The sequence below is a fragment of the Pseudomonas sp. 57B-090624 genome (assembly GCF_003234055.1).
Taxonomy (GTDB): domain Bacteria; phylum Pseudomonadota; class Gammaproteobacteria; order Pseudomonadales; family Pseudomonadaceae; genus Metapseudomonas; species Metapseudomonas tohonis.
In genome coordinates this window covers 36902-50049 of record NZ_QKRU01000053.1, presented here as the reverse complement: position 1 = coordinate 50049, position 13148 = coordinate 36902, and the positions used below count along the sequence as shown (strand labels likewise).

Here is a 13148-nt window from a genome sequence, read left to right as displayed (position 1 = left end):
GCAAGCGCTTCGACTTCAAATGCCCCATCGAGGTGATGGGAGAGGTCATGCAAAATGCCATGGCGATGCGGCATGATGCTCCGGCTTCAATTCAATAACCGTGTTGCACTCAGCTCCTGCAACCGCCTAACCATTCCTCCCCTTGGCGGGTGAGGATGCCGCTAGCCGCTATGCCATAGCTATTCACGCCTTCTTGCAACTGGAATCTTGTCTCGCGGCCATCCGCGCGAACAAGAATCAACGAGCTTCCATATTTCTCTAGATGGGTCGAGTAGCTGTGTCGCCATACACCATCAGCGCTGTTGTAGGTTCTCGTAAGGCTGATGAGTGAGTTGCTTGCAGCTGGGGCGTCTACGATAGTCTGGACCTTGTTGCCAATAGATATATTTATTGGGTTTCCCTGACGGTCATTCGGGACTGCACAGGTCAAGTCAGTAGGTGGTAGGCCTTTATTAGCATCCAGTAGCGGGCTGCTGCATTTATACGAAATAGTGTCATAGGACGCACCAGGTGGGCAGCTATCGCCACCAAGATAAACAAGGTTGTTGGCGCGCGATGGTGTTGTCCCGACGAAGTAGCCAAGCATCTCTACTATGTAAGTTCCTTCTCGTACATAATCAATGCTTGTTATGGAATAGTTGCTGTAATAGTCTCTGTCATTTTCTGTATAGATAGAAAGTACCGCTTGGGCTGCCGCATCGCGTGAGGGGAATTTGTCGAATCCGTAGATGGGGGCCCACCAATAAAAATATTCCGCCTTGGCGGTAGAGGCTATAAGAAGCAAAGCAAGCAGGGTGCCGAGCTTTGCTAAGAAACGAGTTTGCAATTTGGACCATCCTTAGTTTGCAAAATTACTGGGTATTGATGTGACAGCGCTTATCGCGGCGCAGTGGTTTGCCCAATCGGTCTTCCCTGTACGTCAGAACTGTAACGGGTCGTTCGGTCAGGGTCTGTGACAGTCGTCAGCGGAAGCAGGGTTGGGTGCTAACGGTGCGTGCCTGGAGGTTTGTACATTGAGCAGTCCTTTGCCGAGAGGGGACCGCCTCCGGCGATCAGCGCGCTAGTCAATCAGTTTGAAGGCGAAAAATCCATGCTGGCGAGATGCTTGGATTGCCCATGGTAGGGCCTGTACAGGCAGTTCGGGTGTGGGCGATGGGGGAGCAATTGTGGTCTCGAGGCGGAAGTTGCTCCGTAGACAGGCACGCCCTCGCACTACCGCAAAGGCAAAGGCCCGCCCCTAAGGCGGACCTTTCTTCCTCCCTCACACCCTGATCAACACCGATTTCACCTCCGTGTAGTGCTCGATCGCAGCCGCGCCCATCTCGCGGCCGACCCCCGACATCTTGTAGCCCCCGAACGGCAGCGCCGGGTCGAGGGCGCTGTGGCAGTTGACCCAGACGGAGCCGGATTTGATGCGCGGGATCATGCGGTGCACGGCGGAAAGGTCGTTGGACCAGATGCTCGCGCCCAGGCCGTAGGGGTTGTCGTTGGCCAGGCGCACGGCTTGGTCGAGGTCGTCGAAGGGCATGGCGACGAGCACGGGGCCGAAGATTTCTTCCTGCACCAGGCGGTGCTTCTGGTCCACGCCGACGATGACGGTGGGTTTGACGAAGTAGCCCGGGCCGAAGCCTTCGCCGCCGCAGGCGACGGTGGCGCCGAGTTCGCGGCCGAGGTCGATGTAGCCGGTGACGCGGTCCTGTTGCTTGGCGGAGATCAGCGGGCCCATCTGCACGCTGGGGTCGAGGCCGTTGCCGAGCTTCATGGCGTTGGCGATGCCGGCGATGTCGGCGACCACGTTGTCGAAGTGCTTGCGGTGCACGTACAGGCGCGAGCCGGCGCAGCACACCTGGCCCTGGTTGAAGAAGATGGCCGTGGCGGCGCCGGCGGCGGCCTCCTGCAGGTTGGCGTCGGGCATGACGATAGTGGGGGATTTGCCGCCCAGCTCCAGGGTCACGCGGGTCATGTTGTCCATGGCCGCCTTGCCGATCTGCTTGCCCACCTCGGTGGAGCCGGTGAAGGTCAGCTTGTCCACGCCCGGGTGGCGGGTGAGGGCGACGCCGGCGTTGAGGCCGGTGCCCGTCACCACGTTGAACACCCCCGCCGGGTAGCCCGCCTCCAGCACCAGCTCGGCCAGCTTGAGGGCGGTGAGCGGGGTTTCGTCGGCGGGCTTGAGCACCAGGGTGCAGCCGGTGGCCAGCGCCGGGCCGAGTTTCCAGCAGGCCAGCAGCAGGGGGAAGTTCCAGGCGACGATGGCGCCCACCACGCCCACCGCCTCGCGGCGGATGAAGCCGTGGAAGCGGTCGTCGGGCATCAGCGGCAGGGAGGGCTCCACCGTGGTGCCTTCGATCTTGGTGGCCCAGCCGGCCATGTAGCGCAGGAAGTCGATGCCCAATTGCACGTCCATCACCTGGGCGACGGCGGCGCTCTTGCCGTTGTTCAGGCATTCCAGCTCGGCCAGTTGCTGGGCGTCGCGCTCCATCAGGTCGGCCAGGCGCCACAGCAGGTTCTGCCGCTCGCGCGGGCGCATGCGGCTCCAGGGCGAGTCGTCGAAGGCCTGGCGCGCGGCGCGTACGGCGCGGTCGACATCCTCGGCGGCGGCGGAGGGCACGCTGCCCAGTACATCGCCCGTGGCGGGGTTGCGGAAGTCCAGGGTGGCGCCGCTGGCGGCGTCCTGCCAGCCATCGCCGATCAGCATCTTCAGCGGGCGGTCGAGGAAGTCTCGGGTCTGGGGCAGTACGGGCAGTTCGGAATGCATGGGTAGGGCCTCTGTCGATGGGCATTGCAACGGCTCGCGCAACGCCCGTGCCAAGGCCCCTGAATGCAGTCAAGTAATTGAATGGAAAGGGATTTATCGATAACGGCCCGCACCGCCGCCGTCCTCCACTGTTGCAGTTTGAGACGGGGTGAGACAGCCGCTGGACAGTGCCGCCGCCCGGCCCCCTCGGCCCGGTGGGTGCCGCTGTCTCAGCCTGTGACGAGCTGTCGCGAAATTAGACGCCCGGCCCCGTTACCGAAGGCCCCGGCGCACCCCCGGAAATGGCTTAAGTCGTTGTTCTGCAAGGCCCTGCCAGGCGATGGCACACATTGTGTATTTGCCGTTGCAGACGCACCGCTGGCGAGACGGGTGCGAACCATAAGAACAAAACCGTGGAGGTCCGACCTTGAAGACGATTCGACTCCGGTGGCGTGCGGGCAGCCTGTTGTTGGCTGCGGCAGCCTTGCTGTGCACCCAGACCCAGGCGGCGGAGGAGGGCCCGGCGCTGCTCAAGAGCAAGTGCATGGGTTGCCACATTGCCGAGGGCGGCGACCGCTACAGCCGCATCAGCCACCAGCGCAAGACGCCCGAAGGCTGGCTGATGAGCATCGCGCGCATGCAGGTGATGCACGGCCTCTCCATCAGCGACGACGACCGCCGCACCCTGGTCAAGTACCTGGCCGACCAGCAAGGCCTGGCCCCCAGCGAGACCGAGGGCGTGCGCTACGCCATGGAGCGTCGTCTCAACACGGTGGAGCAGTTCGACGAGCAGCTGACCCAGATGTGCGGCCGCTGCCACTCCGGCGCACGGGTGGCCCTGCAGCGCCGCCCGGCCAGGGAGTGGGAGCACCTGGTCAACTTCCACCTCGGCCAGTGGCCGTCGCTGGAGTACCAGGCCCAGTCCCGCGACCGCGACTGGCTGGATATCGCCCTCAAGCAGATGGTGCCCGAGCTCGCCAAGCGCTTCCCGCTGGAGGACCAGGCCTGGGCCGACTGGCAGAAGGCGCGACCCGGGGCGGATGCGCTGCCGGGGCAATGGAGCTTCAGCGGCCACATGCTCGCCAAGGGCGATGTGCGCGGCGTGATGACGGTGACGGCCGATGCCGGCGACAGCTTCACCCTGCAGGTGAAGGGCGCCTACGCCGATGGCACGCCCTTTACGGGCAGCGGCTCGGCCATCCTCTACAACGGCTATGAATGGCGCGGCAATGTGAAGGTCGGCGATACCGCCATGCGCCAGGTCTTCGCGGCGCTGGATGGTGAGATGAAGGGGCGCATGTTCGAGGCCGAGCACGACGAGCGCGGCCTCGACTTCAGCGCCGCCAAGGTAGGCAGCGCCAAGCTGCTGGCCGTGCAGCCGGCCTCTATCAAGGCCGGTAGCGAAGCGGAGCTGACTCTGGTGGGCAGCGGCCTCAAGGGCACCCCGCAGCTGGGCGCCGGCCTGCAAGTGGTCAAGGTGCTGGAGGCGACGCCGGAGCAGGTGCGCGTGCGGGTCAAGGCTGCCGCCGATGCTGCGCCGGGTGTGCGTGATGTGGCGCTGGGCGAGCTCAAGGGCGTGTCCCTGGCGGTCTACAGCCAGGTCACCGAGGTGAAGGTGGTGCCCGCCTTCTCCATCGCCCGGGTGGGTGAGAACGGCGGCTCCACGCCCAAGGTGCAGGGCCGTTTCGAGGCCGAGGCCTGGGGCCGTGATGCGGCCGGCCAGCCGTACCGCATCGGCTACCTGCCGGCCAGCTGGTCGGTCGCGCCCTTCGACGCACGCGCCGAGGAGGACCAGGACGTGAAATTCGCCGGGCAGATGCAGAAGGACGGCGTGTTCGTCCCCGGCGCCGCCGGCCCCAACCCCGAGCGGCGGATGATGACCAACAACGCCGGCAACCTGAAGGTGATCGCCGAACTGGAGGAGGGCGGCCAGAAGGGCGAAGGCCACCTGATCGTCACCGTGCAGCGCTGGAACAACCCGCCGCTGCCATGAACCAGCCGCGAACCGCATCGACGATTGGGCAAATTCCCCGGAGGTCGCCATGGGCGCAATCTTGAATCTGGTCGAGCGCAACCTGCATGAAGTGCAGGTGGACGCGGACCGCATGCTGTTCCACATCCCCAGCAGCTCGTTGTTCGCCACGGACGCCGTCACCGGCGGCATCATCGACACGCTGCGCCAGCAGGGCTGCTCGCCCGAGGACCTGGTGCAGCGCCTGGCCGGGCGCTTCCCCGGGCAGGAGGTGAGCGAGACCCTGCGCGAGCTGATCGCGCTGGAGCTGGTCAGCGACGGCTCGCCACTGACGCCGGAAATCGGCGTCAAGCGGGTCGAGCGCACCGCACTGAACACCGTGGTATTGAACGTCAACACCGGCTGCAACCTCAGCTGCACCTACTGCTACAAGGAGGACCTCGACAAGCCCTCGGCCGGCCGCAAGATGGCCGTCGAGACCGCCGAGGCCTCGGTGGAGATGCTGCTGCGCGAGTCCCCCGACGAGCCCCGCTACAGCGTGGTGTTCTTCGGCGGCGAACCGCTCTCCAACCGCGCGCTGATCGAGCACATGGTGGGCTACTGCGAGCGGCGTTTCGCGGAGGTCGGCAAGCCGGTGGAGTTCATCATGACCACCAACGCCACGCTGCTCACCGAGGAGATCGTCGACTGGCTCGACGCCCATCGCTTCGGCCTCTCCATCAGCATCGACGGGCCGAAGACGGTGCACGACCGCAACCGCATCACCGTGGGCGGGCAGGGCACCTACGACGTGGTGCGGCGCAAGGCCGACATGCTGCTGTCGCGCTACCGCAGCCGCCCGGTGGGCGCGCGGGTGACCCTGACCCGGGGCATCACCGACGTCGAAACCATCTGGAACCACCTGTTCAACGAAATGGGTTTCGCCGAGGTCGGTTTCGCCCCGGTCACCTCGGGCGACCTCAGCGACTACAACCTCACGGGTGAGGAACTGGTGCAGGTCTTCGCCAACATGAAGGCCCTCGGCCGGCGCTACCTGGAGGCGGCGCTGGAGCACCGCAACATCGGCTTCTCCAACCTCCACCAGCTCATCACCGACATCCACGAGGGGCAGAAGAAGGCGCTGCCCTGTGGCGCCGGCTTGAAGATGCTGGCCGTGGACCACGAAGGCGGACTCAATCTCTGCCACCGCTTCACGGGCTCCAGCCTGCCCACCTTCGGCGACGTGCACAGCGGGGTGAAGCAGGTCGAGCTCAACGACTTCCTCTCCCAGCGCCTGGACCGCCAGGGCACCGGCTGCGACACCTGCCGCATCCGCAACCTCTGCTCCGGCGGCTGCTACCACGAGAGCTACGCCCGCTACGGCGACCCCACCCACCCGACCTACCACTACTGCGACCTGATGCGCGACTGGGTGGACTTCGGCATCGAGGTCTACAGCCGGATCATGGCCGCCAACCCGGCCTTCATCAGCCGCTACATCACCCCGCGGAAGGCGCACTGACATGAAGCATCTCAAGCCGCTGAACAACAAAGCCCAGTTGCTGGACCAGGCCGTGGCCGAAGACCGCGTCGAAGACGTCGTGGCCATGAGCGCCGTGGCCGGCTGCACCTCCACCACCGACCCGGGCTGGGAAGTGGACGCCTTCGGGGGCGTCTCCTCGCTCTGCCAGCCCATGGAGGCGGACCTCTACGGTTGCTCCGACCCCTGCTGGTGGCCGGCCCAGGTGCCGGACATGATGAGCACCTACCAGGACTGGAACGCCAACGCCGCGGATTCCTCGCAGGACTGGCGCAACCTCGGCACCGTCTTCCCGAAAGACAAGTGACGACAAGAAGAACAACAGGGGAATCCGCATGAAACTCACCGTCATCGCCCGCCTGGCCACCGCCGTCGCCGGGCTCGCCCTGGGCACCGGCGCCTGGGCCGCCGACAGCGCCGGCCCGGCCCTCAAGCCCGGCAGCGAGTACCTGATCGCCACCAACTACCCGAACAACCTGCATGTGGTCGACCTGGCCAGCGACAGCCTCTACAAGACCTGCCGCCTGCCCGACGCCTTCGGCCCCGGCACCGCGATGATGGCGCCGGACAACAAGACCGCCTACCTGCTCAACAACCACTTCGGCGACCTCTACGGCGTCGACCTGGATGACTGCAAGACCGTGTTCCACGCCCGGCTCTCGCGCAACCCGGGGGAGAAGGTGCGCTCGATGTTCTCCTTCGCCCTCAGCCCGGACGGCAAGGAGCTCTACACCACCGTCAACCCGACCCAGATGATGAGCGACCACTACGTGGTCAAGCCGCCGCGCCTGGAGGTGTTCCGCACCGCCGACGGCCTCGACGCCAAGCCCGTGCGCAGCTTCCCCATGCCGCGTCAGGTGTACCTGATGCGTGCCGCCGACGACGGCAGCCTGTTCGTGGCGGGGCCGGACATCTACAAGATGGACGTGCACACCGGCCGGTACGAGGTGGCAGTACCCGGGCGCAACTGGCAACGCCCCAACTACAGCGCCCCGGACGTGCTGTATTTCTGGCCGCACCAGAGCGCGCTGCACGACTTCTCCATGCTCTACACCACGGCCAGGTTCAAGGACGACAAGCAGGACCTGGCCACCGCCGATTTCATCTACGGCTTCGTCAGCATCGACCTGAAGACCGGCAAGAGCACGGTGCAGGACTTCGCCCCGCTCACCGAGCTGTACTTCACCGGCATGCGCTCGCCCAAGGACCCGAACCTGATGTTCGGCGTGCTCAACCGCCTGGCCAAGTACGACATCAGGCAGCAGAAGCTGATCAAGGCCGCCAACCTCGAACACACCTACTACTGCGTGGCGTTCAACAAGGCCGGCAGCAAGCTCTACCTCGCCGGCACCTTCAACGACATCGCCGTGTTCGACCCGGACAGCCTGGAGAAGGTGAAGAACATCAAGCTGCCCGGCGGCGACATGGCGATCACCACGACGCAGGTGTTCGTGCGCTGAGGCGTTGTCCAGCGGTTCCCCAGGTTCGCGGGGATGACGGGGACCGCCACCTCGTCACCCTCGCGAACGCGGCGGCCCGCTAGCAAGCCAGGCCCATGGCACAGCGCCTCTACGACCAACGGAGACCCCTCCAGGCCTGGCTTAACGTTTACGTAAAGGTTAAATATGACCGGCACCCCGCGTTGCCTGCCTGGCAGCGGCAGTCGGTTCTGCGTCGATCCCAACAAGCACAAGAAGGGAAAGCCATGAATCACCCCAGCTACACCCGTGGGCGCCAGGACAAGCCATTGCTGGCCATGACCCTGGGCGCCGCCTTCGACGCCACCGTGGCGCGCTTCCCCGAGCGCGAAGCGCTGGTGGTGCGCCACCAGGGCCTGCGCCTGAGCTGGGCGCAACTGGCGGCGGAAGTGGAACGCCATGCCCGCGCGCTCATGGCCATCGGCCTGGAGGCGGGCGATCGCCTCGGCATCTGGGCGCCCAACTGCGCCGAATGGACCATCACCCAGTTCGCCAGCGCCAAGGTCGGTGCCATCCTGGTCAACATCAACCCGGCCTACCGCAGCAGCGAACTGGAATACGCCCTCAAGCAATCCGGTTGCCGCTGGGTGATCTGCGCCGACGCCTTCAAGACCTCCGACTACCACGCCATGCTGCTGGAGCTGGCCCCGGCCCTGGCCGACGGCGAGCCGGGCACCCTCGCCAGCGAGAAACTGCCGGAGCTGCGCGGCGTGGTCAGCCTGGCCGCCGAGCCACCGGCCGGCTTCCTCCCCTGGGCCGCCCTGCAGGTGCGGGCCGGGGAGGTGAACGCCGCCGCGCTGGCCGAGCGCGAGGGCCAGTTGCAGTTCGACGACCCGATCAACATCCAGTACACCTCCGGCACCACCGGCTTCCCCAAGGGCGCCACCCTCAGCCACTACAACATCCTCAACAACGGCTACATGGTCGGCGAGAGCCTGGGCCTCACCGAACACGACCGCCTGGTGATCCCGGTGCCGCTCTACCACTGTTTCGGCATGGTCATGGGCAACCTCGGTTGCCTGACCCACGGCAGCACCATGATCTACCCGGGCGACGCCTTCGACCCGCTGGCCACCCTGGCCGCCGTGGCCGAGGAGAAGGCCACCGCGCTCTACGGCGTGCCCACCATGTTCATCGCCGAGCTGGACCACCCCCGGCGCCACGAATTCGACCTCTCCAGCCTGCGCACCGGGATCATGGCCGGCGCCACCTGCCCGATCGAAGTGATGCGCCGGGTGATCGACGAGATGCACATGGCCGAGGTGCAGATCGCCTACGGCATGACCGAGACCAGCCCGGTGTCCCTGCAGACCGGCCCGGATGACGGCCTCGAACTGCGCGTCACCACCGTCGGCCGTACCCAGCCGCAGCTGGAAAGCAAGATCGTCGACGCCGACGGCCGCATCGTCCCGCGCGGGCAGATCGGCGAGCTGTGCACCCGGGGCTACAGCGTCATGCTCGGCTACTGGAACAACCCGCAGGCGACGACGGACGCCATCGACCCCGGCCGCTGGATGCACACCGGCGACCTGGCGGCCATGGACGAGGAGGGCTACGTGCGCATCGTCGGGCGCAGCAAGGACATGATCATTCGCGGTGGCGAGAACATCTATCCGCGCGAGCTGGAGGAGTTCTTCTTCACCCACCCGGCGGTGGCCGACGTGCAGGTGATCGGCATCCCCTGCAGCCGCTACGGCGAGGAACTGGTGGCCTGGGTCCAGCTGCACCCCGGCCATGCGGCCACGGCGGAAGAGCTGCGCGACTGGGCCCGCTCACGCATCGCCCACTTCAAGGTCCCGCGCCACTTCCGCTTCGTCAGCGAATTCCCCATGACCGTGACCGGCAAGATCCAGAAATTCCGCATGCGCGAAATCAGCATCGAGGAGATCGGGAGCCTGTAGGGGCGAATTCATTGGCTCTGTCTGTGTTAGCTGTTGTGGTTTTAATGCAAGGCCTCAAGCACGGCCATTTCCGGGCGCCCAAGGGTTCGTGCCACCGCCACCGCATGGGTTTCGCTTCGCTCGCGGAACGCCGCCCGACCCATCCTACGAAAGCCCGTGCGCACCACATGGCGATGCGCTGGACGAAGAAGTTGGAGCAGCCGCCAACGCCCCTCCAGGAGGCCGAACGCAGTCGTTGCGCCGGGGGACGAGCGGCATGGATGCCGCGAGAGGCGCGCCAGGCCATGGATGGCCCATCGCGCCGGCCCCCGATAGCGACGATGGAGTGAGGGAACCCCGGCGAAGCCGGGGCCGGATGATGGGGTAAGCCTCTTTGGTTTCTTTCTTGTGGTTCGGCATCCCGACGACTGAAGAAAGAGACTCGCCCGGGGGGTGAAACCAGAAACATCATCAGAGCTCGGCAATCAGCTGGACTCAAATCCTCTAGCAACACTTAACGCAGACAGGGCCAATTCATTCGCGCGAGGATTCGACAGGATGAACACGTGCCGTAGGGTGTGCCGCGCACCGCCGCACGGTGCTTCCGGCGAGCCCCAGGTGCGCGCAGCACACCCTACGTGCGGAGTGAGCGGCGGCTGCATGCTCCGAGGCCCTTCCAGGGGCAAAAAGCACAGCCACGTCCTAAGGGCGTGGCTGTTTACGCGCGCGATGCTTGTGGGAGCGAATTGATTCGCGAAAAGGGCCGCGCAGCGGCCCCATCAACCATCCCGACCTCAATGCAAGGTCGTCGGCTCGTCCGTCACCAGCACCGTCTCCCAGCCGTCGTAGTCGCCGTCGAAGGACAGCGCCAGGGCCAGCATCGCCAGGGTCAGCTCGTCGATGGAGCCCGGCTGGGGGATGTCCTCGCGCCACAGCTGCACCCGATAGGCGTCCTCATCCTCGGTCCAGCCACAGTTGCGCACGGCGAATTGGAGGGTGGCGGCCTCGGCGATCAGCGCCTGGCCACGGGCCGCGTCGGGCAGGTAGAACCAGTGGTCGATCTCGCGCGGGGTTTCCAGCGTATCGCCATTGCTTTCCAGCACCGCGCACAGGCGGCGGTTGCTGATGCGCTGCTGGTCTTCGGCGGGCGGGAAGAGGAAGTCGAAGTAGGTGCTCCAGTCCGGGTCCTCCTGGGTGCCGGCTTCGTACTCGTACTCGGGGAAGCCCTCCATCACGGCGGCCACGCGGTTCTCCCAGAGCGACGGGTCGCCCACGTAGAAGAAGAAATCGCGCAGGCCATTGCCGGTGTAGCGACCGAGGTAGGCGCAGCCTTCGTTGATCAGGCGTGCCGTCAACTGGTCCTCGATCTCGATCAGCCGGTCGAATTCATCCTGGCTGGAGAGACCGTCCTCACGCGGCGTGCGCATGTGCAGGCGCACGTAGGCCATGAACGGCAGGTGCTCCAGGGGCGCCTCACCCGCCGCGCCGAGGTCGACGTAGAGGGAGGCGGGGCGGTCGTCGACCTGTGCGAAATAGAAATCCCAATCGTCAGTCATGCAGCAACTCCTTGCGTGGATGGAGCGACTCTACAGAGACGCGCGCGTTCGCGCACGGATTGCCGGCATGTCGGTTGAACAGCTGCACGGCACGCCTGTCGAAGCTGGGCCATGCCGTTTCGTTTGCCGCCGTCGGAGCCACCATGAATCTCGCCCCCGCCAGTCTCGTCCTCGTCGCCGCCGCGCTGCTGGCCGGCTGCGGCAGCCAGCGCAGCCAGGACGGCCCGCAGCTCACCCCGGCCGAGGTGCGCGCGCAGGTGGCGCGGCTGATTCCCAGCAGCGTGGTGGACCGCCAGGGCTGGGCCACCGACATCCAGGTCGCCTTCACCGCCCAGGAGCTGGCCACGGTGAAGAGCAACTTCTGCGCGGTGCTGGCGGTGACCGAGCAGGAATCCACCTACCAGGCCGACCCGCCGGTGCCGGGGTTGTCGAAGATCGCCCGGCAGGAGATCGACCGTCGCGCCGCGCGCCTGCACCTGCCGGGCTTCCTGGTGGATTCGGCGCTGGACATCCGCTCGCCCACCGGCAAGACCTACGCCCAGCGCCTCGCAGCCGTGCGCACCGAGCGCCAGTTGAGCGTGATCTTCGATGACTTCATCGGCATGGTGCCCCTCGGCCGCCAGTTGTTCGGCACCTTCAACCCGGTGCACACCGGCGGTCCCATGCAGGTCAGCATCGCCTTCGCCCAGCAGCACGCCGAGCACTACCCGTACCCGACCACCGGCAGCGTGCGCGACGAGGTGTTCACCCGCCGTGGCGGCCTGTATTTCGGCATCGCCCACCTGCTCGGCTACGAGGCGGACTACCCCGAGCCGCTGTACCGCTTCGCCGACTTCAATGCCGGCTGGTACGCCAGCCGCAACGCCGCCTTCCAGCAGGCCGTGAGCCTGGCCAGCGGCATGCCCCTGGCGCTGGATGGCGACCTGATCATCCACGGCAGCCGCGATGCCGGCTCCACCGAGAAGGCGGTGCGCACCCTGGGGCGGCGCCTGGACATGGGCGAGGGCGCCATCCGCCGGGCCCTGGAGCAGGGCGAGGGGCCGGATTTCGCCGAGACGGAGCTGTACGAGAAGGTCTTCGCCCTGGCCGAGAAGGACGCCGGGCGCAGGCTGCCCCGCGCGGTACTGCCGGGCATCACCCTGCAGAGCCCGAAGATCACCCGCAAGCTGACCACGGCCTGGTTCGCCAAGCGTGTCGACGAGCGCTACCAGCGCTGCATGGCGCGTTGAACCGCCATGCCGGCCCGTCGTCAGCTCGGCTGAAAACTTCTTGAACCTCCCACCGGACGGATTTTCCCATGACCAAGGCGGGTGCTCAGGCACGCACCCGCCGGGTCACGAGAGGAGAATAACAATGCCCAGTGTCACCTCAGCACGCCCCGAGCGCAGCGAGCTCGCCAATGTCGGCGTCATCGGCCAGGCCCCGTCCACGGCCGATGAGCCCGGTGACGGCTGGCGCAGCCGTGGCGAGCACGCCTTCGCCGCCATGGCGCGCAGCGATTCGAGCCTGTTCATCGCCAAGCTGGAAGAGGCCGTGCTTGCGGAGAGCATCTGCGTGCAGCTCTACGATTCGCTGCTGGACCGCGCCATGCACCACCACGGCAACCGCGCCGAACTGGTGGCGACCTTCCGGCAGATCCGCGACGAAGAGCTGGCCCACGTCTGGACCCTGATCGAGGCCCTGGAAACCGTTGGCGTGCGGGCCCGCACCGCGCTGGCCGAGCACCCCCGCACCTGGGGCATCGCCGCCCAGCGCGTGGCCCAGGTGCTGGCGCAACCGGACAGCACCGTGCCGCAATGCCTGCACGCCATGCTCATCTACGAGCTGGGCGAGCAGGCCGCCTGGGAAACCCTGGTGACCCTGGTCGGTGCCATGGGCGACGACTCTTGGCTGCGCCGTTTCCAGGCCGTATTGCGGGACGAACAGCGCCACGCCAATACCATCAAGGCGCTGCTTTCCCGCGAACTGCCCGAGGCGTAGCAGCCCCTGCAGGGCCCGGCGCCGACCGC

11 protein-coding genes are annotated in these 13148 nt (G+C 66.2%); 7 read left to right on the top strand and 4 right to left on the bottom strand.

What is annotated here, in order from left to right; all coding sequences use genetic code 11:
• Positions 1-109: 109 nt before the first annotated feature.
• From DMX10_RS32585 to DMX10_RS22700, 3 genes are all read right to left on the bottom strand, one after another.
• The gene (locus DMX10_RS32585; protein ID WP_146603050.1) at positions 110-826 is read right to left on the bottom strand and encodes a DUF6531 domain-containing protein; all 717 of its coding nucleotides are present in this window, start codon (positions 824-826) and stop codon (positions 110-112) included.
• Between the two features lie 50 nt (positions 827-876).
• Positions 877-966 (bottom strand): hypothetical protein, encoded by a 90-nt coding sequence (locus DMX10_RS33715; RefSeq protein ID WP_371921720.1) that lies wholly within the window; start codon positions 964-966, stop codon positions 877-879.
• 295 nt (positions 967-1261) lie between these two features.
• Positions 1262-2755, bottom strand: coding sequence for an aldehyde dehydrogenase (locus tag DMX10_RS22700; protein ID WP_111263202.1), 1494 nt, complete (start codon positions 2753-2755; stop codon positions 1262-1264).
• 406 nt (positions 2756-3161) lie between these two features.
• Here DMX10_RS22700 and peaA point away from each other — a divergent pair, with 406 nt between their 5' ends.
• The 5 genes from peaA (at position 3162) to DMX10_RS22675 (ending at position 9604) form a co-directional block, all read left to right on the top strand.
• Entirely contained in the window at positions 3162-4727 is a 1566-nt protein-coding gene (gene peaA, locus DMX10_RS22695) for a quinohemoprotein amine dehydrogenase subunit alpha (RefSeq protein WP_111263201.1), read from the top strand.
• A gap of 49 nt (positions 4728-4776) precedes the next feature.
• The gene (gene peaB, locus DMX10_RS22690) at positions 4777-6207 is read left to right on the top strand and encodes a quinohemoprotein amine dehydrogenase maturation protein (RefSeq protein WP_111263200.1); all 1431 of its coding nucleotides are present in this window, start codon (positions 4777-4779) and stop codon (positions 6205-6207) included.
• 1 nt (position 6208) lies between these two features.
• Positions 6209-6532: a quinohemoprotein amine dehydrogenase subunit gamma gene (gene qhpC / locus DMX10_RS22685; RefSeq protein WP_111263199.1), complete on the top strand. Its 324-nt coding sequence runs from the start codon at positions 6209-6211 to the stop codon at positions 6530-6532.
• Positions 6533-6560: 28 nt separating this feature from the next.
• A complete protein-coding gene (gene peaD / locus DMX10_RS22680) occupies positions 6561-7685 on the top strand; it encodes a quinohemoprotein amine dehydrogenase subunit beta (RefSeq protein ID WP_111263198.1) in 1125 nt (374 codons plus the stop codon).
• Positions 7686-7930: 245 nt separating this feature from the next.
• Positions 7931-9604, top strand: a complete 1674-nt coding sequence (locus tag DMX10_RS22675) for an AMP-binding protein (RefSeq protein ID WP_111263197.1) — start codon at positions 7931-7933, stop codon at positions 9602-9604.
• A gap of 773 nt (positions 9605-10377) precedes the next feature.
• Here the strand turns inward: DMX10_RS22675 and DMX10_RS22665 are convergent.
• Positions 10378-11139, bottom strand: a complete 762-nt coding sequence (locus DMX10_RS22665; RefSeq protein ID WP_111263195.1) for a DUF695 domain-containing protein — start codon at positions 11137-11139, stop codon at positions 10378-10380.
• A gap of 143 nt (positions 11140-11282) precedes the next feature.
• Between DMX10_RS22665 and DMX10_RS22660 the strand changes: the two genes are divergently transcribed.
• Positions 11283-12368, top strand: coding sequence for a DUF1615 domain-containing protein (locus DMX10_RS22660; protein WP_111263194.1), 1086 nt, complete (start codon positions 11283-11285; stop codon positions 12366-12368).
• A 124-nt stretch (positions 12369-12492) separates the two neighbouring features.
• The gene (locus DMX10_RS22655; protein WP_111263193.1) at positions 12493-13119 is read left to right on the top strand and encodes a ferritin-like domain-containing protein; all 627 of its coding nucleotides are present in this window, start codon (positions 12493-12495) and stop codon (positions 13117-13119) included.
• The last annotated feature ends 29 nt before the right edge of the window (positions 13120-13148 follow it).

Coding starts and splice junctions, on each gene's coding strand:
- DMX10_RS22660 (WP_111263194.1), top strand. CDS start 11,283: ATGAATCTCGCCCCCGCCAGTCTCGTCCTCGTCGCCGCCGCGCTGCTG.
- peaB (WP_111263200.1), top strand. CDS start 4,777: ATGGGCGCAATCTTGAATCTGGTCGAGCGCAACCTGCATGAAGTGCAG.
- DMX10_RS22700 (WP_111263202.1), bottom strand. CDS start 2,755: ATGCATTCCGAACTGCCCGTACTGCCCCAGACCCGAGACTTCCTCGAC.
- DMX10_RS22665 (WP_111263195.1), bottom strand. CDS start 11,139: ATGACTGACGATTGGGATTTCTATTTCGCACAGGTCGACGACCGCCCC.
- DMX10_RS22675 (WP_111263197.1), top strand. CDS start 7,931: ATGAATCACCCCAGCTACACCCGTGGGCGCCAGGACAAGCCATTGCTG.
- DMX10_RS22655 (WP_111263193.1), top strand. CDS start 12,493: ATGCCCAGTGTCACCTCAGCACGCCCCGAGCGCAGCGAGCTCGCCAAT.
- peaD (WP_111263198.1), top strand. CDS start 6,561: ATGAAACTCACCGTCATCGCCCGCCTGGCCACCGCCGTCGCCGGGCTC.
- qhpC (WP_111263199.1), top strand. CDS start 6,209: ATGAAGCATCTCAAGCCGCTGAACAACAAAGCCCAGTTGCTGGACCAG.